Source organism: Nocardia sp. NPDC050413, assembly GCF_040655475.1.
GTDB classification, from domain to species: domain Bacteria; phylum Actinomycetota; class Actinomycetes; order Mycobacteriales; family Mycobacteriaceae; genus Nocardia; species Nocardia coubleae.
Genome location: NZ_JBFAJZ010000022.1, coordinates 17,790 through 36,246, shown reverse-complemented (window position 1 = coordinate 36,246; position 18,457 = coordinate 17,790). Strand labels below are relative to the sequence as shown.

15 protein-coding genes, 1 tRNA gene and 1 pseudogene are annotated in these 18,457 nt (G+C 68.4%); 10 read left to right on the top strand and 7 right to left on the bottom strand.

Annotated features, from left to right (window positions below):
* From AB0I19_RS28560 to AB0I19_RS28545, 4 genes and pseudogenes are all read left to right on the top strand, one after another.
* Positions 1 to 180, top strand: a pseudogene (locus AB0I19_RS28560) (hypothetical protein); the annotation flags it as partial.
* 56 nt (positions 181 to 236) lie between these two features.
* Complete coding sequence (locus AB0I19_RS28555; protein WP_357153054.1) at positions 237 to 2,486, top strand: heavy metal translocating P-type ATPase; 2,250 nt, start codon at positions 237 to 239, stop codon at positions 2,484 to 2,486.
* A gap of 142 nt (positions 2,487 to 2,628) precedes the next feature.
* A complete protein-coding gene (locus tag AB0I19_RS28550; protein WP_357153051.1) occupies positions 2,629 to 3,768 on the top strand; it encodes a serine hydrolase domain-containing protein in 1,140 nt (379 codons plus the stop codon).
* 4 nt (positions 3,769 to 3,772) lie between these two features.
* Positions 3,773 to 4,546: a MerR family transcriptional regulator gene (locus AB0I19_RS28545; protein ID WP_357153048.1), complete on the top strand. Its 774-nt coding sequence runs from the start codon at positions 3,773 to 3,775 to the stop codon at positions 4,544 to 4,546.
* 8 nt (positions 4,547 to 4,554) lie between these two features.
* Here AB0I19_RS28545 and AB0I19_RS28540 read toward each other — a convergent pair whose 3' ends face one another.
* A complete protein-coding gene (locus AB0I19_RS28540) occupies positions 4,555 to 5,253 on the bottom strand; it encodes a DUF6636 domain-containing protein (RefSeq protein WP_357153046.1) in 699 nt (232 codons plus the stop codon).
* A gap of 345 nt (positions 5,254 to 5,598) precedes the next feature.
* On the opposite strand from AB0I19_RS28540, the gene AB0I19_RS28535 reads away from it, so the two are divergent.
* On the top strand, positions 5,599 to 6,243 hold the full coding sequence (locus tag AB0I19_RS28535) for a histone deacetylase (protein WP_357153044.1): 645 nt from the start codon (positions 5,599 to 5,601) through the stop codon (positions 6,241 to 6,243).
* Between the two features lie 34 nt (positions 6,244 to 6,277).
* Complete coding sequence (locus AB0I19_RS28530) at positions 6,278 to 7,690, top strand: lipase maturation factor family protein (protein WP_357153042.1); 1,413 nt, start codon at positions 6,278 to 6,280, stop codon at positions 7,688 to 7,690.
* A 37-nt stretch (positions 7,691 to 7,727) separates the two neighbouring features.
* On the opposite strand, the gene AB0I19_RS28525 is transcribed toward AB0I19_RS28530, so the two are convergent.
* A tRNA-Gly gene (locus tag AB0I19_RS28525) sits at positions 7,728 to 7,800 on the bottom strand.
* A gap of 222 nt (positions 7,801 to 8,022) precedes the next feature.
* On the opposite strand from AB0I19_RS28525, the gene AB0I19_RS28520 reads away from it, so the two are divergent.
* On the top strand, positions 8,023 to 8,439 hold the full coding sequence (locus AB0I19_RS28520) for a hypothetical protein (protein ID WP_357153040.1): 417 nt from the start codon (positions 8,023 to 8,025) through the stop codon (positions 8,437 to 8,439).
* 15 nt (positions 8,440 to 8,454) lie between these two features.
* On the opposite strand, the gene AB0I19_RS28515 is transcribed toward AB0I19_RS28520, so the two are convergent.
* Positions 8,455 to 9,309, bottom strand: coding sequence for an NAD(P)H-binding protein (locus AB0I19_RS28515; RefSeq protein WP_357153037.1), 855 nt, complete (start codon positions 9,307 to 9,309; stop codon positions 8,455 to 8,457).
* Between the two features lie 85 nt (positions 9,310 to 9,394).
* Between AB0I19_RS28515 and AB0I19_RS28510 the strand changes: the two genes are divergently transcribed.
* The gene (locus tag AB0I19_RS28510) at positions 9,395 to 10,183 is read left to right on the top strand and encodes a helix-turn-helix domain-containing protein (RefSeq protein ID WP_357153034.1); all 789 of its coding nucleotides are present in this window, start codon (positions 9,395 to 9,397) and stop codon (positions 10,181 to 10,183) included.
* Here the strand turns inward: AB0I19_RS28510 and AB0I19_RS28505 are convergent.
* A complete protein-coding gene (locus tag AB0I19_RS28505; protein WP_357153031.1) occupies positions 10,180 to 10,938 on the bottom strand; it encodes a lysophospholipid acyltransferase family protein in 759 nt (252 codons plus the stop codon). The two genes, AB0I19_RS28510 and AB0I19_RS28505, sit on opposite strands and share 4 nt — an antisense overlap.
* Positions 10,939 to 11,003: 65 nt before the next feature.
* Here AB0I19_RS28505 and AB0I19_RS28500 point away from each other — a divergent pair, with 65 nt between their 5' ends.
* A complete protein-coding gene (locus AB0I19_RS28500) occupies positions 11,004 to 11,891 on the top strand; it encodes a hypothetical protein (protein ID WP_357153029.1) in 888 nt (295 codons plus the stop codon).
* A gap of 114 nt (positions 11,892 to 12,005) precedes the next feature.
* Positions 12,006 to 13,541 carry a Rieske 2Fe-2S domain-containing protein gene (locus AB0I19_RS28495; RefSeq protein WP_357153026.1) on the top strand — a complete coding sequence of 512 codons (1,536 nt, stop codon included), beginning with the start codon at positions 12,006 to 12,008 and terminating at the stop codon, positions 13,539 to 13,541.
* A 56-nt stretch (positions 13,542 to 13,597) separates the two neighbouring features.
* Here the strand turns inward: AB0I19_RS28495 and AB0I19_RS28490 are convergent, their stop codons facing one another.
* From AB0I19_RS28490 to AB0I19_RS28480, 3 genes are read right to left on the bottom strand one after another with little or no spacing between them, the layout of a single operon-like run.
* A complete protein-coding gene (locus AB0I19_RS28490) occupies positions 13,598 to 14,644 on the bottom strand; it encodes a Gfo/Idh/MocA family oxidoreductase (RefSeq protein ID WP_357153023.1) in 1,047 nt (348 codons plus the stop codon).
* 46 nt (positions 14,645 to 14,690) lie between these two features.
* Complete coding sequence (locus tag AB0I19_RS28485) at positions 14,691 to 16,607, bottom strand: protein kinase (RefSeq protein WP_357153020.1); 1,917 nt, start codon at positions 16,605 to 16,607, stop codon at positions 14,691 to 14,693.
* Positions 16,604 to 18,454, bottom strand: a complete 1,851-nt coding sequence (locus tag AB0I19_RS28480; protein WP_357153017.1) for a protein kinase — start codon at positions 18,452 to 18,454, stop codon at positions 16,604 to 16,606. The genes AB0I19_RS28485 and AB0I19_RS28480 overlap by 4 nt, the downstream gene beginning before the upstream one ends.
* Positions 18,455 to 18,457 lie beyond the last annotated feature (3 nt).

Sequence of the window (18,457 nt, the reverse complement as noted above, 5' to 3'; positions counted from 1 at the left end):
GGCATCGACTTCGTGGTGAACGCACCGAGCGCGGGCGACTACCGCCTGTTCCTGGACTTCCAGCACCAGGGCGTGGTCCGCACCGCCGAGTTCACTCTGCGCGTCGCCCAGTCGGGTGCGAACACTCCCGCACCGACCAGCGCACCGGCCGACCACGGCAGCCCCGGCCACGGCCACTGAGCACCACCCGCAAACCTTCAGCAAGAATCGATATCAGGAAACGATCGGAGCATCCCATGACCGCCGTGACACACCCACCGGGCACCGGCCAGGTAGAACTGGTGATCGGTGGCATGACCTGCGCTTCCTGCGCGAACCGCATCGAGAAGAAGCTCAACAAGCTCGATGGCGTCACCGCGACCGTCAACTACGCCACCGAGAAGGCGCGCGTGGATGTCACCGGTGACGTGTCCCCCGAGGAACTGATCGCCACCGTCGAGCAGGCCGGCTACACCGCGGCACTGCCCGCCCCGAAGCAGCCCGAGACCACCGACGCGCCCACCGAGGACGACCCGACCGCATCGCTGCGCACCCGCCTGCTGGTGTCGCTGGTGCTCACCGTCCCGGTGATCGCGATGGCGATGATCCCCGCTCTGCAGTTCACGAACTGGCAGTGGCTCTCGCTCACCCTGGCCGCGCCGGTCGTGATCTGGGGCGCGCTGCCGTTCCACAAGGCGGCCTGGACCAACCTCGAGCACGGCACCGCGACCATGGACACCCTGGTGTCGATGGGCACGCTCGCCGCGTTCGGGTGGTCGCTGTATGCCCTGTTCTGGGGCACGGCGGGCACCCCCGGCATGACCCACCCCTTCGAATTCACCATCGCCCGGATGGACGGCACCGGCAGCATCTACCTCGAGGCCGCCGCGGGCGTCACCACGTTCATCCTGGCCGGACGCTACTTCGAGGCCAGGTCCAAGCGCCGCGCCGGTGCCGCGCTGAAAGCGCTGCTCGAGCTGGGCGCCAAGGACGTGGCCGTGGTGCGGGGCGGCGTGGAGACACGAATCCCGGTGGAGCAGTTGGCCGTCGGTGACGTGTTCGTCGTCCGGCCCGGTGAGAAGATCGCCACCGACGGTGTGGTGACCGAGGGTTCCTCGGCCGTCGACGCCTCCATGCTCACCGGCGAATCGGTGCCGGTGGAGGTCGGCGTTGACGACACCGTCACCGGGGCGACCGTGAACGTCGGCGGACGACTCCTGGTGCGCGCCACCAGAATCGGCTCCGACACCCAACTCGCCCAGATGGCGCAGATGGTCGAGGACGCCCAGACCGGCAAGGCGCAGGCTCAGCGACTCGCCGACAAGATCTCGGGCATCTTCGTCCCGATCGTCATCGCGCTGGCCGTCGCCACCCTCGGGTTCTGGCTCGGCACCGGCGGTTCCATCGCCGCCGCCTTCACCGCAGGCGTCGCGGTGCTCATCATCGCCTGCCCGTGCGCCCTCGGCCTGGCCACCCCGACCGCGCTGATGGTCGGCACCGGACGCGGCGCGCAGCTCGGCATCCTCATCAAGGGTCCCGAGATGCTGGAATCGACCCGCAAGGTCGACACCATCGTGCTGGACAAGACCGGCACCGTCACCACCGGCAAGATGACCCTGCTCGACGTGATCCCCGCCGAGGGCGAGGACAAGGCCCGCGTGCTGGAACTGGCCGGTGCGCTGGAGGATTCCTCGGAGCACCCGATCGCCCAGGCTATCGCCAAGGCCGCACGTGACGCCGGAACGCTGCCCCAGGTGGAGGGTTTCGCCAATATCGAGGGTCTCGGCGTGCAGGGTGTCGTCGACGGTCACGCCGTGATCGTGGGCCGGGCCCGGCTGCTGGCCGACTGGTCGCAGCCCCTCGGTGACGACCTCGCCACCGCCATGGCCGACGCCGAATCGACGGGTAAGACCGCCGTGGCGATCGGCTGGGACGGCAAGGCACGCGGCGTGCTCGTGGTCGCCGACGCGGTGAAACCGACCTCCGCACAGGCCATCTCGCAGTTCCGCGAGCTCGGCCTCACCCCGATCCTGCTCACCGGCGACAATGCCCGCGCGGCGAACGCCATCGCCGCCGAGGTGGGGATCGACGAGGTGATCGCGGAGGTGCTGCCGCAGGACAAGGTGGAAACGGTCAAGCGGTTGCAGGCCGAGGGCAAGGTCGTCGCCATGGTCGGTGACGGTGTGAACGACGCACCCGCCCTGGCCCAGGCCGATCTCGGCCTGTCGATGGGCACGGGAACCGACGTGGCCATCGAGGCCGCCGATCTCACCCTGGTGCGTGGTGACCTGCGGGCCGCGGCCGACGCGATCCGCCTCTCGCGCCGCACCCTGGCCACCATCAAGGGCAACCTGTTCTGGGCTTTCGCCTACAACGTTGCCGCGATCCCGCTGGCCATGGCGGGCCTGCTCAACCCGATGCTCGCCGGTGCCGCGATGGCGTTCAGCTCGGTCTTCGTGGTGAGCAACAGCCTGCGGTTGCGTCGGTTCAAGTCGACCGCGCAGTAGCGCACGGAAAGAGCGGGGCGGCAGATACCTTGCCGCCCCGCTTTTTCGGTGATCCAGATCACTGTTGCGGTTGACCTAAGGTCAGGGTGGAGCCTTGGTCGCAGCGGCGGGAAAGCCGACTACGCGAACAGGAGCGATCACCATGTCCAACACGAATACCCTTGCCACTCAGGACCGTCCGGAACTCCAGGAACTCATCGAGCGCATCGTCGACAACGGTTTCGTCGGTGCGTCACTGCGGGTAAACGACGAGCGCGGCGAGTGGGTGGGCAGCGCCGGGGTGAGCGAACTCGGCGCCACCACACCGCCGCCTGTCGACGGTCACGTCCGAATCGGCAGCAACACCAAGACTTTCACCGCCGCCATCGTGCTGCGGCTGGTCGCCGAGGGCCGGATCGAGCTGGACGCCCCGGCTATCCGCTACCTGCCCGACTACGCACTCGACGAGCGGGTCACCGTCCGAATGCTGTTGCAGCACACCAGCGGGATCTTCAACATCACCGGCGAGCTGTACGAGGACGGCACCATCGTCCCCGGCGTGCCCTCGACCATCGCGGGCAAGGAGTGGGTCGACAAGCGGTTCGAAACCTACCGACCGGAGGACCTGGCGAACCTCGCCCTGTCGAAGCCGGCGCGATTCGAGCCGGGGACCGGCTGGAGCTATTCGAACACCAACTACATCATCGCCCGGTTGCTGGTCGAGCAGGTCACCGGCCGCTCGCTCGCCGAGGAGGCGCAGCGCCTGATCTTCGGCCCGCTCGGCATGACCGACACCGTGCTGCCCGGCGCCTCCACGGATCTGCCCGACCCGCACCCGCACGCCTACTACCGCTACAGCGACGGCGGCGAGCAGCACACCGTCGACGTCACCGTGCACAACCCGTCCTGGGTCTGCACCGGCGGCGACATGATCTCGACCACCGCCGACCTGCACACTTTCATCAGTGCCCTGCTCGACGGCACGTTGCTGCCCGAACCGCTGCTGGCCGAGATGCTGCGCACCCACGACACCGGCATTCCCGGCATGCCCTACGGGCTCGGGGTGTTCGTGCAGGAAACCGAGGGCGGCGCCACGGTCATCACCCACAACGGCGGGATCGCCGGTTACGCGACACTGATGTACAGCACTCCCGACGCGAGCGTGACCATGACCGCGTATCTGACCTTCGTCGACGACGCGGAGATGACAATGGCCCCGGCGTTCCAGGTGGCACAGAAGTCGCTTGTCGACGCGGTGTTCGGCGGCGAACCGGGAAACGCGCTGTCGGACAAGGCAAGCTGAGCGTATGCGGAACGGGGTGACGATCGGGCAGGCGGCGGCGTTCGTCGGTATCACGGTGAAGACGGTGCGGCACTATCACAAGCTCGGCCTGGTCACCGAGCCCGAACGGGACAGCGCCGGGTACCGGCGGTACGGTTCGGCCGAACTGTTGCGGCTGGTCCAGGTGCGGACGCTGGCCGCCGCCGGGGTGCCGCTGGCCGACATCGAACCCCTGCTCGACGCCGACGCCGACCGGTTCGCCACCGCGCTGGCCGAGGTGGGGCGTCAGCTCACCGAGCGCATCGAGGAGCTGACCGCCCGGCGCGACACCTTGCACCGGCTCAGCGACGGCAATCGAGCCCTGCTGCCCGACCGCGCGGTCGCGATGCTGGAACGGATGCCGAGCCTGGGTTTTCCCGAGGCCGAGGTCGCGGCGACCAGGGAGGGCTGGGTGCTGGCGCGAGCCCTGGTCCCCGACGGCTTCGACGACTACCTCACCGACGTCGAGAACGCCATCGAGGACCCGAACTTCGTCGCCCTGCTGCGGCGTGGTGTCGAGGCCGCGGCCTGGGCACCCGACGATCCCCGCATCGAGGATCTCGCCAACGAGATGATCGAGCACTACCTCGCCAGACCGGCACATCTGCGAATCGTGACCGGCATGCAGGCCCGCACCGAGGCAGCGACCCGCTACCAGCTCATCGCCCATCACGGCCACGAACCCACCTCGACCGCAGGCGTGCTCGGCGCCCTCGTCGAGACGAAGCTGCGCGCGGCGGGCATCCACATCCCGAGGTAGCGCGGCGCTCAGAAGGTGTGCTGGTCGTCGGCCGAGATCGCGAAACCGTGGCCGTCGGCCATGCAGCGGACGCCCTGCGACGAGGAGTCGCAGGTGTAGCCGTTGACGGTGAGGGATTGGCCGTAGTTCAGGACCGCGCCGCCGGCCGGTGAGCCGTCCTGCGGAATGCCGACGAAGATGCCCTGGCTGGTGCACAGGAGCTCCGACTTGCCCTGATAGAGGTGCGCGGCGACCTTGCGGTTGGGCGCGTCGGTGCAGTTCGGCAGCTTCGGCGAGATGATATTCGCCTTGCCCAGCTGGCAGCCGACACCGTACGGGGCGGCGGTGAGGATGCCGCACATGATGTTCCCGGTGGGCGACTGGAAGTAGTAGCCGCCGTCTAGCAGGTATTTGCCCGCGTCGACCGTGGTGAAGCCGTTCTTGTCCGGAGCCGGGGCGGTCGACGGTTTCGGGGTATCCGGCGCCTCGGTGTCAGGGTTACCGGCGCCCGGCGACCCCGCGCCAGGCGAAGTCGCCCCCGGCGAGCTCGCGTCAGGCGAACCGGGATCAGGTGCGCTGGACGGCTGGGGAGTGCTCGGTGCGTCCGACGAATAGGTGGCCGAGTGCTGAGTGGTAGTGCTCGGCGCGCTCGAACCCGACTCGGCGCCGCACGCGGTGAGCCCTCCGGTCAATGCCGCAACAGCTGCCAGCATGAGGACAGTACGCATGAAAACATCTCCGCTCGTTGGCTTTCCCGACCGATTGGTCATTCGTTGATGATGGGTCTGATCGTTACAGCCGAGCGGTCACGAATCCGTGTCGACGCTGACCTTCCGGGGTTCGACCTCCGTACATACGTTGTCTTCGTAGTGATTTCGGAACGTGTCGCCATGTTGTCGGTCCCCACGCTTTCCCCAATGGGCGTTCGCCATGCGAGTGCCCAGCGGGGTAATATGACCAATCGTTCCAGATTCGTGCGGCCTTCGGTTTTCCCGGTCTCACAGGGACAATCGAGGGGGTGGATCAATCCGTTTCTTCGGTGTTCCGAACCGAGACCTGCCAGGAATGAGCCTGTGACACAACAGATCTGGTACGCGGCATACGGCTCCAACATGTGTGCGGCCCGCTTCGACTACTACCGGCTCGGTGGAACTCCACCCGGCACGGACCACCTCTACGCGGGCTTTCGCGACCCCACCCCGCCCGCGAAGACAATCGCGCTCACCGTGCCCGGCACCGTGTATTTCGCCTGGCAGAGTCCGGTATGGACGGGTGGCGTCGGCTTCTACACCGACCAGCCCGCACCGGGATGGCCGACCGAGGCCGTCGCCAGGGGGTATCTGCTCACCCTCGCCCAGTTCGCCGACCTGCTCGACCAGGAGATGTACCGCACGCCCGGCCGCGGCTTCGACGTGTCACGGGTCGTCGAGGAGGGACGGGTCCGCTTCGGACCGGGACGCTACGAGACCGTTGTCCATCTCGGTGACGAGGACGACGTGCCGATCCTGACGTTCACGGCCCCTTGGTTGCCCGAAGCCGTTGAGGTACAGCGTCCTTCGGCCCGATATCTCGCCATGATCGGGGCGGGGCTGCGCGAAGCTCAGGGCTGGGACACCGACCGGATCGTCGATTACCTGCGGACGCGACCCGGTGTCGCCGGACAATGGGACGAGCGCGAACTGCGCGCCGCCCTGTTATCGACGCACGACACCGGGTAGTCCACCGGAGGGCAGATCTCCCAGGAGCGAGCGCATGGAGTGGTTCGCGGCACCGGAATACTGGTACGGCAGGCTGATCTTCCAGCGCGGCCTGGCGGTGATCTATGCCGTCGCCTTCCTGACCGCCGCACTCCAGTTTCGGGCCCTGCTCGGCGAACGCGGCATGCTGCCGATTCCCCGTTTCCTCGAGCGCTCGTCGTGGCGGCAGTCGCCGAGCCTGTTCCATCTGCGCTATTCGGATCGGTTGTTCGCGGCCGTGTCGTGGACGGGGGTGGTGCTCGCGGTCGCGGTGGCGGCGGGTCTGGCCGACGCGGTGCCGCTGTGGGCGGCCGTGCTGCTGTGGTTCGCGCTGTGGGTGCTGTATCTGTCGATCGTCAACGTCGGCCAGCTGTGGTACGGCTTCGGATGGGAATCACTGCTGCTCGAGGCCGGTTTCCTGGCGATATTCCTCGGCAACGACACCATCGCCCCGCCGCTGCTCGTGCTGCTGGCCGCGCGGTGGCTGTTGTTCCGGGTGGAGTTCGGGGCCGGACTGATCAAGCTGCGCGGCGATCCGTGCTGGCGCGACCTGACCTGCCTGTACTACCACCACGAAACCCAGCCGATGCCCGGTCCGCTGAGCTGGTTCTTCCATCACCTGCCCAAACCGCTGCACAAGGTGGAGGTGGCGGCCAATCACTTCGCCCAGCTCATCGTGCCGTTCGGGCTGTTCGCGCCGCAGCCGGTGGCGAGTATCGCGGCGGCGATCGTCATCGTCACCCAGCTGTGGCTTGTGCTGTCGGGCAATTTCGCCTGGCTGAACTGGGTGACATTGCTGCTGGCCGCCACCGCGCTGTCATTGCCCGGCGGACAGTCCACGCCCGCTGCGCCGGGTTGGTTCGTCGGCGTCTGCGTCGCCTACGTGGCCCTCGTGGTGGTGGCGAGCTACCGGCCGGTGCGCAATATGCTCTCGCCGAATCAGCAGATGAACGCCTCCTTCGACCCGTTGCACCTGGTCAACACCTATGGCGCGTTCGGGTCGATCGGCCGGACCCGCTACGAGATCGTGCTGGAGGGCACCGACGACACCCACCTCACCGACGACACCGTGTGGCGCGAATACGCGTTCAAAGGCAAACCGGGCGACCCGCGTCGCATGCCACGCCAGTTCGCGCCCTACCACCTGCGCCTGGACTGGCTGATGTGGTTCGCCGCGATCTCGCCCGCCTACGCCCGCTCGTGGGCGCTGCCGCTGGCCGCGCGGCTGCTGCGCAACGACCCCGACACCCTGCGCCTGCTCGGTCCCAATCCGTTCCCCGACGCCCCACCGCACTATGTGCGCGCCCACCTCTACGAATACGAGTTCAGCACCCCGGCCGAACTGTTCCGGCAGCGAATCTGGTGGCGCCGCACACTGATCGGCGAGTTCCTGCCGCCACTCACGCGTGACCGCCTGAACCGGTACTGACAGCAGAAAAGCCCGGCATCAGGCCGGGCTTTCGTTGAGCGGATGACGAGATTCGAACTCGCGACCCTCACCTTGGCAAGGTGATGCGCTACCAGCTGCGCTACATCCGCGTGCACGTCCTCGGCCCGATCCGGGCCTCGTGGTGCGAGAAGGAACTTTAGCGTGCCCTCCCCCGAAACACGAAATCAGGCCCCCTTGACCGCCGCTCGGACGGTCTGCCGCCCCGGCGATCAGGCACACCGTTAAGCCCGCGATAAGAATGCGGAAGCCGTTGCGCGGGAGGCTTATTCGCAGGTCGGCAACTATTGCCGCCACTCAGGGGAGGTAAGGGATTGAAGACTCTCGGACTGCTCACCGCCGCCGTGGCTGTGACGACCGTCATGGTCGCCGGCCCCGCGAACGCCGACATCACCGATGCCGTCGGATTCGTCGACACCACCGACAACGGTGGCGAGGAGGGTTTCAGCGACTACGCCATCGACGTCAACCACCCCGGTTCCTGCCTGGTGGTGCAGAACCACACCGGCGGCCGGGTCCGCATGCGGTTGGACTACCCGACCAGCCGGGGCTCCTGGTCGTTCGGCCACGACGACGTCAAGATCGTCACCCGCGAGGGCAACGCCGTGAAGTCGCCGTCGGGCCGGTGGCATGTGCGGGTGAACCCGCCGATCAACCCCGTCTGGACCTACGACGCCAAACGCAACACCAGCTGGGGCTGCAACGGCTCGTGGGTGCTGAGCATGAACTGATCGGGGGGTGTCGGATCAGTGCTCGGTGAAGGCCGTGCGGTGGTCGGCGGCCCATTCGGCGTAGTCGCGGGGTGGGCGGCCGAGCACGGCGGCGATGTCGTCGGTGACGAGCTCGTTGTGCCCGTGCCGGATGAAGGACTGGCCCTGCGAAGCTGCTTCGACGAACGCGGGCGACAGTCCCGCAGACCGCATGAACTCCGGTGCGTCGTCCTCGGCGATATCGGTGACGGCGATCGGGCGACCGAGTACCTCGGCCAGCACGGCGGCCTGCTCACGCGCGGTCTGCAGGGTGGGACCGGTGAGTGTGTAGGTCCGGCCGTGGTGGTCGCCGGTGCGCAGGGCGGCAGCGGCTACCGCGGCGACATCGCGTGGGTCGACGACCGCCTGCCTGCCGTCACCGGTGAGGTTCGGCACCGGCTGCCCCGTGCTCAGCGGCTGGACCCAGCTGAGCGTATTGGAGGCGAAAGTGTTGGGGCGCAGGATCGTCCATTCCAGGCCGGAGTCGCGCACCGCGCCCTCGCCGGGCACATGCCAGCCGCCCGGCGCGCCGAGGCGTGGGTCGCCCGCGCCGATGATGGACAGTTTCACCACACGCCGTACTCCCGCGGCCCGCGCGGCCTCGACCAGGGCGGCGTCGACATCGGTGTCGTCCGGACCGGGCAGGCCGTTGAGGAAAGCGGCCTGGACTCCGGCCATCGCGGGGGCGAACGTGGCCGGGTCGCGGTAGTCGACGCCCACCGCCTCCACCCCGGCGGGGAAGGTCGCGTTCTGCGGGTCACGGGTGGTGGCGCGGACCGCGACGCCGTCGGCGGCGAGCTGGCTAACCAGGGCTTTACCGATGGTGCCGGTGGCACCGGTGATCAGAATCATGCGTCGAGCATGTCGGCCCGACCCGGTGCGCGGATAGGAAAAATCGGCACGGACAGTCGCTGCGCGGACACCTACTGTTGACGGTGTGAGCAGGTACCTGACCCCGGGCCGGATCGAGACACGGGTCCCGACCCCGGATTCGCTGCGACCGTGGCTCACGGAACTCACCGCGACGCCTACGCGTCACGACATCACTCAACCGTTCGCCCATCCGCCCGTCACCTCGACAACGGTGGTCGTGCGCACCGAATCCTCGGGTCGCAGCGCGGCTTTCGTCATCGGCGCGCAGTCGAAGGCGGCGTACTCCCAGGCCGAGCGGCCCGGCGGCTGCGTGCGACTGCGTCTGGCGCCGGGGACCACCGGTCAGCTGCTCGGGGTGTCGGCCGCCGAGCTGACCGATCGCGTGGTCTCCCTCGCCGAGCTGCCCGGGCCGCTCGCCGCGATCACCGACTCCCTGACCCACCTGTCGACCGCCGAGGCGATCAAGCACCTGGGAGCCACACTGCCGCAGGCTGTTTCGGAAAGCACAACCGAGCGGGCGCACCGGATGGTGCTGCGCGAGGCGATCGCCGAGGTGGGGGCGGCACCGACCGTCGCCGACCTCGCCACCCGGCTCGCGATCAGCGAACGCCAGCTACGCTCGCTCTTCGCCGCCGGAATCGGGTTGTCGCCCAAGCATTTCGCCAGGGTCGACCGCGTACTGCGCGTCCTCACAGCCGCTGGCAAGACGCCGTGGTCTGACCTCGCGGCGGCGACCGGCTATTACGACCAGTCCCACCTCACGGCAGACTTCCGCACCCTGATGGGTGTGCCGCCCGCCGCCTACCTGCGCGGCGAGCTGCCACCACCGATGCGTTGCCGGGCGCCCGGCTAGTTCTCGGGCTTCGCCCGCTCGGCCTTGCGCGCCAACCGCTCGGCGGCCTCGGCGTTGTCGAGGGCGGTGGCCTCCTCCAGCGAGGGAGCGCTGCCACCGAGCCGCTTGGGCACCCAGTAGGCGCCGGGCTCGTGTTCGTAGTCCTGCTGCAGGTCGGCGAGCATGGCCTGCATGGTCCCGCGCAGCTCGGCGGTCAGGTCGTTGACGGGTTCGTAGGGCTTGATCGGCTTGCCGACGGCGATGGAGATGGGGGTGTTGGTGCGGCCCAGGCGCTTCGGGAAGCCCTTGGTCCACACGCGCTGGGCACCCCAGATGACGATCGGGATGATCGGCACGTCGGCTTCCAGGGCCATCCGGGCGGCGCCGGACTTGAATTCCTTGATCTCGAAGCTGCGGCTGATGGTCGCCTCGGGGTACACGCCGACGAGCTCGCCGTCGCGCAGGTACTTCACCGCCGCCTTGTAGGAGTCGGCGCCCGCGGTGCGGTCGACCGGAATGTGTTTGAGGGCGCGCATGATGGGGCCGGAGATCTTGTTGTCGAACACCTCCGCCTTCGCCATGAACCTGATGTAGCGCTTGGGGGTGCGCGCGGGCAGGCCGGCGTAGGTGAAGTCCATGTAGCCGGTGTGGTTGATCGCCACCACGGCACCACCTGTCGCGGGGATGTTTTCGGCCCCCTTGACGGTGAACTTCAGACCTTCGAGGAAGAAGACGGTTCGGGCCAGGCCGATGATCGACCGGTAGACGGGTTCCACAATTCAGCTAGCGTAGTCGCAGATCGCCGCTTCCGGCACCCGGCCAAGGAATGAGGAACGTCGAAGTGCAACGCGCTCAGCTGCCCCCGTTTGCTCCGACCCGTCGCGCGAGTGCGCTGGCCGCGGGCCTGACCGCCGCCGCGCTGATCGCCGGCTGCGACTCGGTATCGGGCATTCCGGGCGACGAACCGGTGGCCGCCCCTGCCACCAGCACCTCGGCGGCCGCCGCGTCTTCGACCGCCACCGAGGCCGCGACCACACCGGTACCGACCACCGAGCCGCTGCCCACCGACGCACCGCGGGTCGGCGCGGTGGCGGGGAACCCGGATACCGTGACCGCCGTGCGCCGCTGGGCGGCCGACCTACGCTCGGCGACGGTCACCGAGCTACAGGACAAGTGCTGGACCATCCCGCCACGCACCGTCGCCGACATGTACGTCGACCCCCAGACGATCCTCGCCGCACTGAGCAGGCCGGGCACCGCGACCGCCGACACCGTCACCTGGCGCAACGCGACGACGACGATCACCGTGGAGCAGCGCGACATCGCCACCGGCTACGCCTGCGGCCGGGTGTTCGCCGCCGGTGTCGAGCCGGGTTACGACGAAGCCGACGCGCGTCACACCGTCCGCCGTTACCTGGCCCGCGCAACGGGCAAACCTCTCAACCCGGACGACACCGAACAGATCCACCCCCTGACCTGCGCAGTGAGCCCGGCCACCTGGGACCCACAGGACACCGGCAACCCCACAGCACCCCCGCTGGCCACCGACTCGGGCAAAGTAGGCAATGTCACCTCCTTCGCCGACCAAGAGCTATCATCCGAACGAGTTCAGGGGGATTACCTGGCGGTTCAGGTCCCGGTGACCACCTCCCCCGGGGGCACCAGGACGCGCACATTCACCGTCGTCTCGACCCCCGAGGGCTACTGCATCGGTGATGTAACGGTTTAGCCACTACCCTTGTTGGCTGGTGCCGCCGCAGTGGTCAGAGCTCGGCGGCGGCTCGCGTCACCAGGTCGAGCCCGGTGCGTCGGCGAATCAGATCCTGGTAGGAGGACATAGCTCGTGCAGATCACCAGTGTCGGACATGCTGGCTTCCACATCCGAACCGAGGCCGGGACCATCCTGTGCGATCCGTGGGTGAACCCCGCCTACTTCGCGTCGTGGTTCCCGTTCCCGGACAACACCGGTCTGGACTGGGCGGCACTCGGCGACGTCGACTACCTCTACGTCTCGCACCTGCACCGCGACCACTTCGACGCCGCACTGCTGCGCGAGCACGTCAACAAGGACGCGACGGTCCTGCTGCCCGACTACCCGGTGCCGGATCTGCGCCGCGAACTCGAGGCGCTCGGCTTCACCAAATTCTTCGAGACCGAGGACTCGGTCAAGCACACCGTCACCGGGCCCAAGGGTTCGCTCGACATCATGATCGTGGCGCTGCGCGCACCCGCCGACGGCCCCATCGGCGACTCGGGCATCCTCGTCTCCGACGGCGAGACCACCTGCTTCAACATGAACGACGCCCGCCCCGTCGACATGGACGTGATCCACGACGCGTTCGGGCACATCGACATTCACCTGCTGCAGTACTCGGGCGCCATCTGGTACCCGGCCGTCTACGACATCCCCGCGCGCACCAAGGCCAACTTCGGCAAGCAGAAGCGTCAGCGCGGCATGGACCGGGCCCGCTCCTACATCGAGCAGGTCGGCGCCACCTGGGTGGTGCCCTCGGCCGGTCCGCCGGTGTTCCTCGACGACGAACTGCGCTACCTCAACGACGACCGCGGCGACGAGGGCAACATCTTCCCCGATCAGATCGTGTTTCTCGAGCAGATGGAGATCCACGGCAACAAGGGCGGGATCCTGATGATCCCCGGCTCCGTCGCCGACGTGCGCGGTGCCGAACTCGACCTCACCCACCCCTTCGACCCGCAGCGCATCTACGGCGACAAGGCCGCCTACATCGCCGACATGGCCGAACGCTTCGCGCCCGTGCTCGCCGCCGAGAAGGCGACGTGGGAGCACGGCGAGGGTTCGCTGCTCGAGCCGCTGCGCGAACTGTTCGAGCCGATCATGAAGCAGAGCGCGCTCATCAGCGACGGCATCGGCTACCCCGTCGGCCTTGTGCTCGGCGAGGAAACCATCGTCCTCGACTTCCCGCAGCGCACCGTGCGTGAGCCCATCGAGGGCGAGGGGCGTTACCGCTACGGCTTCCGCATCGCCCCCGAACTGGTGCGCACCGTGCTGCGCGACGACGAACCGGACTGGGTGAACACGATCTTCCTGTCCACCCGATTCCAGGCGTGGCGCATCGGCGGCTACAACGAATTCCTCTACACCTTCTTCAAGTGCCTCACCGACGAGCGCATCGCCTACGCCGACGGCTGGTTCGCCGAGGCGCACGACGACTCGGCCACCATCGAACTCGACGGCTGGGAAGTGCAGCGCCGCTGCCCGCACCTCAAGGCCGACCTGTCGAAATTCGGTGTGGTGGAAGGCAACAACCTCACCTGCAACCTGCACGGGTGGCAGTGGGACCTGGAGTCGGGGCGCTGCAAGACGTCCAAGGGGCACGAACTGCGTTCCGCCAAGCTCTGATTCGGGCGGCGAGCACCCGACACCACCCCCGCCGTCGGCTTGCCGGGCGGGTGGGATCAGTCGTCTTCGGGCGGGGTGGCGACGTGGCGGGCGTATTCCAGGATGCGCAGGGTTTCCACGGCGTCGCGTGGGTCCACCGGGACCGGGGCGTCGTCCAGTAGGGCGGCGGCCATCTGGGCGTAGAAGGCCGGGTAGTCACCGGGGAGGGTGGGGATCGTCTTCAGGTCCTCGCCTGCACCGAAGGTGCCCCATTTGTCGGGAGTGACTGTGCCCCACGGATTTCCGTCGTCCGGGCGGCGGCCGGCACGCAGGTCGTCTTCCTGTGGGTCGAGGCCCGAGACCGTGTAGCCGTTGGTGGAACCGAGCACGCGCATCCGCGGGCCGAGTTGGGGTGCGACGGCACTCATCCACAGGTGCGAGCGGACGCCGGAGGCGTGGGTGAGGGCGATGAAGGCGTCGTCGTCGGCCTGCACGTCCGGGCGGCGCTGGTCGAGTTCGGCGTACACCTCGGTGACCGGGCCGAACAGGGTGAGTGCCTGATCCACCAGGTGACTGCCCAGATCGAACAGGATCCCCGCCCCGTCCTCGGCGGAGCCGACCTCACGCCAGCCGCCTTTCGACACCGGCCGCCACCGCTCGAACCGCGACTCGAACCGGCGCACCTCACCGAACTCACCGGCGTCCATCAGCGCCTGCACGGTCAGGAAGTCGTTGTCCCAGCGGCGATTCTGGAAAACACTCAGCGGCAGCCCCGCCCGCTCCGCCACCGAAACCACCTCGTCGGCATCGGCCGACTTCACCGCGAACGGTTTGTCGACCACCACCGGCAACCCCGCGACCAACGCCTTCACCGCCAGCTCCGCATGCGTCCGATTCGGTGTCGCGATCACCGCCAGATCCACATCGTCGGCCTCGGCGAACATCTCCTCCGCGCTCTCCCACACCCGCACCCCCGGGTGCTGCGCCCGCGCCTGCGCGGCCCGCTCCGCCGACGACGTCACCACCGCCGCCACCCGCATCCTCGGCTCCGCCGCGATCAACGGCGCATGGAACACCGCCCCCGCCAACCCGAACCCGACAACCGCAACCCCGAGCTGATCCATCCCGACCCTTCCGTCGACGATCCCCGCCCGAGTATCCCCTCCTTGCTCACCGCTTCGGTAGTTTCTCCACGGCCCGGCGCAGGAATGTGGTGGCGATCGAGCAGGATTGCTCGGTCCCTTGGGGCATTCCTTCGACGGTGACCTGCACCGTTTCCTCCCCGGCGTTCGGCACGAGGTAGGCGCGAGTGCATTCGACGAGGCCGTCTTTGCGGTAGATCTCCATACCGTCGACGCGCAGCACCTGGGGGTTCTTGCCCGTGGTCACGGGGCTGGTGCGCAGGAGTTGCAGTTTCAACCGGACGCGCGCGTCCCATTGGCAGGTGTGGGCGTCGGCGATGGTCGGTGCCGGTGGGAGCGGGCCGATGCTCTCGGCTACGGCATCGCGGTCGAGCAGGGTGCAGGGTTCGAGCAAGGCGAGAGGTGACGGCTGCTCGGCCTGCGGGGCCGTGGTCAGCGAGCGGGCCAGCGCGGCGGCCACGTGGTCGACACCCGCGCAGTCCTTGACCGAGGGTGGGGTGAGCAGCGTGAGGACGATGCCCGCTTCGCGTTCGTCGCCCGGGCTCGCGATGGCGCGCGCGCATCCGGACGGACTGCCGTGGGTGATCGGAACACCGTCGACCACAGTCTGATTCAGGGTGAGGTACTCGTCTTCCTTACCGAGCTCCAGATTGAGGATGTACTTGCCCGAGTCGAGGGAACATCCCCAGGGGCCGGTCGGTCGCGTTTTCCAGGAGTCGGCAGGGAGCGGGTTCGGTGCCACGGGGACCTCTGTGCCGATCGCGGACGTCAGCCAGGCGCAGGCATCGATACGGCGCAACTCGGCCAGGGTCAGGCCGGTCACCGGCCCAGGTTCACCCCCCGGACGGGTGACGAAGTAGGTGAGCCCGACCAGCGCGAGCAACACCACGACCAGCCCGCCCGCGATACCGGCGCGCGCTCGAGCACTGGCGCCCATCCACCGCTCACGGCCGTACTCCGTGGCGCCCCTCGCTGTTTGCCGGAGCGAGGTCCACTTGGCGCCGACGATGTCGGCGAACGACTTCGGCTGCTCCGGTTCCGGTGGAGTGAGGGCGGGTGCGGCGGCACGCAGCGCCGAGATCTCCTGCTGTACCCGTCCGATGTCGTCGAGAACCGGTGCGGGCCAGGGCGGCGGGCCACTCGGTGGGCCACCGAGATACTGGAGGATCTGTGCGGGCGTGGGCCTGGCCGCCGGGTCTTTGCGCAGGCATGCGGCCAGCATCTCGTAGAGCGGTTCGGGCACCCGGCTCAGATCGGGTTCGCGATTGGCGATATTGAACAGGGTGTACGGCACCGACGGCGCCGCGAACGGTGCCACTCCCGACGCTGCGTAGGCCAGCACCGAGCCGAGCGCGAAAACATCGGCGGCGGGGGTGAGTTCCAGACCGAGTGCCTGTTCGGGTGCCAAGAAGTCGGGCGTACCGATGGTGGTCGCTGTTCCGGTGGTGGACAGGCCTGCCGCAGGAGTAACGCCGATCTCACCCAGGCGCCCACCGTCTTTCGCCAGCAGGACGGTGTCGGCGCGCAATCGCTGATGCACCAACCCGGCGGCGTGCACGGCGCCGAGAGCGGACGCCAGTGCGGCGGCCAAGGCACGCACAGCGGGGACCGGCAGCGGGCCGTGCTCGGCCACAGCCGCATCGAGTCGCACACCAGGCACGAAAAGTGATGCCAACCAAGGCTTGTCGGCATCGGCATCGACATCGATCACCGTGGTGTTGGACGGCCCGGCGACGCGCATGGCGGCAACGGCACTGTGCCGCAGCCGCACCCGGAATTCGGGTTCTGCGAGCAGTTCGGGGTGCACCTGCCGCACGACCACGAGCGCGTCGTCGGGGCCGGTGGCGAGCACACTGTGATCACCGGCCGACGGGTCGAGCGCGCCGATCACCCGGTAGCGGCCGATGGTCTGCGGATCGTCCGGGCCCGGTGGATGAATCGTCATGAGGGAGGCAACTTCTGGAGGACGGATTCGAGCACGGGGGTGGCGAGGGCGCAGGGGCCGGCGGGGGGTGAAGACTTGGCGTGGTATGTCACCGATATCTGCTCGGCCAGGTCGTCGCGGCTCGGCCGCGTCATGACCAGAAGATCACACACGGTGGCGTCGTCACGGCCGACGTAGACCGTGCGACCGCCGATCGTCCTGGTCGTCGGGTGGGCGTTGCCGGTCCGAACACTGTCAGGTCGGGCCTTTTCGGTGAGGTCGAGATAGAGGGAGCCGTCGGTGCCCCAGAAGTTGCAGCTGTGCGGCGCGCGGGACCGCTCGGAATCACCTACCGCGGCGCGGACAGCCGCCATATCGACGAGGGCACACGGGTCGAGGGCGAGGATCGAGTTGTCGGGGTAGTCGCGCAGCGGAGGATCGACCGACAGGCGCCGGACGATGGCAGCGAGAGCCCGCTCGGCCACCGGACACCCGTCACCGCCCGGCACGCTCGCGGTGACCGAGAACACCGTCTGCCTGCCGCTCTGCTCCTTGACCGAACGACGGCAGAAGGCGGACTCCCGCTCGTCGCCGAGCACCGGCATCCAGTTGATGGTCTGCCCGAGCGGCGGGTCGTTGGCGTAATCGGGCCGGGTTGTGTCGAGCGAGATGTTGATATCGCGACCGGCGGGATCGCGATACGTGGACCGGCAATCGGAGGGGCTGTACCCTTCCACCCCGCTGACGGAGGTGCCGAGTTCGCCGATCACCTGCGGTGTCAGGAGCGCGCAGATGTCGAGGCGCCGGGTCTCCTCCTCGGTCAGCGCCAACGGCGGGTCGTCCATCGCGACGGCGGTGCCGTCCCGGCCGATGCCGACCAGTGCGATGCAGCCGAGGACCAACACCGACACCACTGCCGCCGCCGCTGCCAGGCGCGGCAGCTTCCGATCGGGTCGCGACTCCTCGACGATCGCCGCCGACGCGGTTCCGTTGGCCCACGCCGCCGCCTCCGCCTTGTGATCAGCGATGCGGCGACGAATACGCACCGGCCACACGGGTTCGGCGTCGATGCGGGCCGCCGCGTCGAGCAACTGCTCGGGAGTGGGTCGCGCGGCCGGATCCTTGGCGAGACACGCGTCGACCAGCGAACGGATCGGTACGGGGATCGCGGTGGTGTCCGGCGTGCTGTAGAGGACGTTGTAGAGGACCTGCGGTGTGGACGCCGCCGCGAAGGGGCTCGTGCCGGTAGCCGCCATCGCCAGGATCGCACCGACGGCGAAGACATCGGAAGCCGCTGTGAGCGTGCGACATTCGGCCTGCTCGGGCGACATGTACGCGGGCGAGCCGATCACGGCGCCGGTGGCGGTGAGGGTGACGTCGTCTTCGACGGCGCGGGCGATGCCGAAGTCGATCACCCGTGGACCGTCATTGGTGAGCAGGACATTGCTCGGCGTCAGGTCCCGGTGCACCAGACCGGTGCGGTGGATTTCGAGCAAAGCCATCGCCAGGCCCGTGGCCAGCAGTTTCAGACCGCTCACCGTCAGGGGGCCGAACTCGGCGACCATGTCCTGCAGTGCCGGTCCCGCGATGTACTCCGAAGCGAGCCAGGGTGTTTCGGACTCCGCGTCGTGGTCGATCACACCCGCGGTGTACGCACCGGTGACCTGCTGGGACGCGAGCACCTCCCGCCGGAACCTGGCGCGGAACTCCGGGTTGCCGGTGAACTGCTGATGGATCTGTTTCACGGCCACCAGTCGGCCGTCCGGTGCCTGCCCGAGCAGCACTTGGCCCATGCCACCCCGGCCGAGCACGGCCAGCAGCCGGTAGCGGCCGAGCTGCGCGGGGTCACGTGGCCCCAGCGATGTCATGCG

Coding starts and splice junctions, on each gene's coding strand:
- AB0I19_RS28485 (WP_357153020.1), bottom strand. CDS start 16,607: ATGACGATTCATCCACCGGGCCCGGACGATCCGCAGACCATCGGCCGC.
- AB0I19_RS28540 (WP_357153046.1), bottom strand. CDS start 5,253: ATGCGTACTGTCCTCATGCTGGCAGCTGTTGCGGCATTGACCGGAGGG.
- AB0I19_RS28550 (WP_357153051.1), top strand. CDS start 2,629: ATGTCCAACACGAATACCCTTGCCACTCAGGACCGTCCGGAACTCCAG.
- AB0I19_RS28530 (WP_357153042.1), top strand. CDS start 6,278: ATGGAGTGGTTCGCGGCACCGGAATACTGGTACGGCAGGCTGATCTTC.
- AB0I19_RS28515 (WP_357153037.1), bottom strand. CDS start 9,309: ATGATTCTGATCACCGGTGCCACCGGCACCATCGGTAAAGCCCTGGTT.
- AB0I19_RS28555 (WP_357153054.1), top strand. CDS start 237: ATGACCGCCGTGACACACCCACCGGGCACCGGCCAGGTAGAACTGGTG.
- AB0I19_RS28490 (WP_357153023.1), bottom strand. CDS start 14,644: ATGGATCAGCTCGGGGTTGCGGTTGTCGGGTTCGGGTTGGCGGGGGCG.
- AB0I19_RS28545 (WP_357153048.1), top strand. CDS start 3,773: ATGCGGAACGGGGTGACGATCGGGCAGGCGGCGGCGTTCGTCGGTATC.
- AB0I19_RS28480 (WP_357153017.1), bottom strand. CDS start 18,454: ATGACATCGCTGGGGCCACGTGACCCCGCGCAGCTCGGCCGCTACCGG.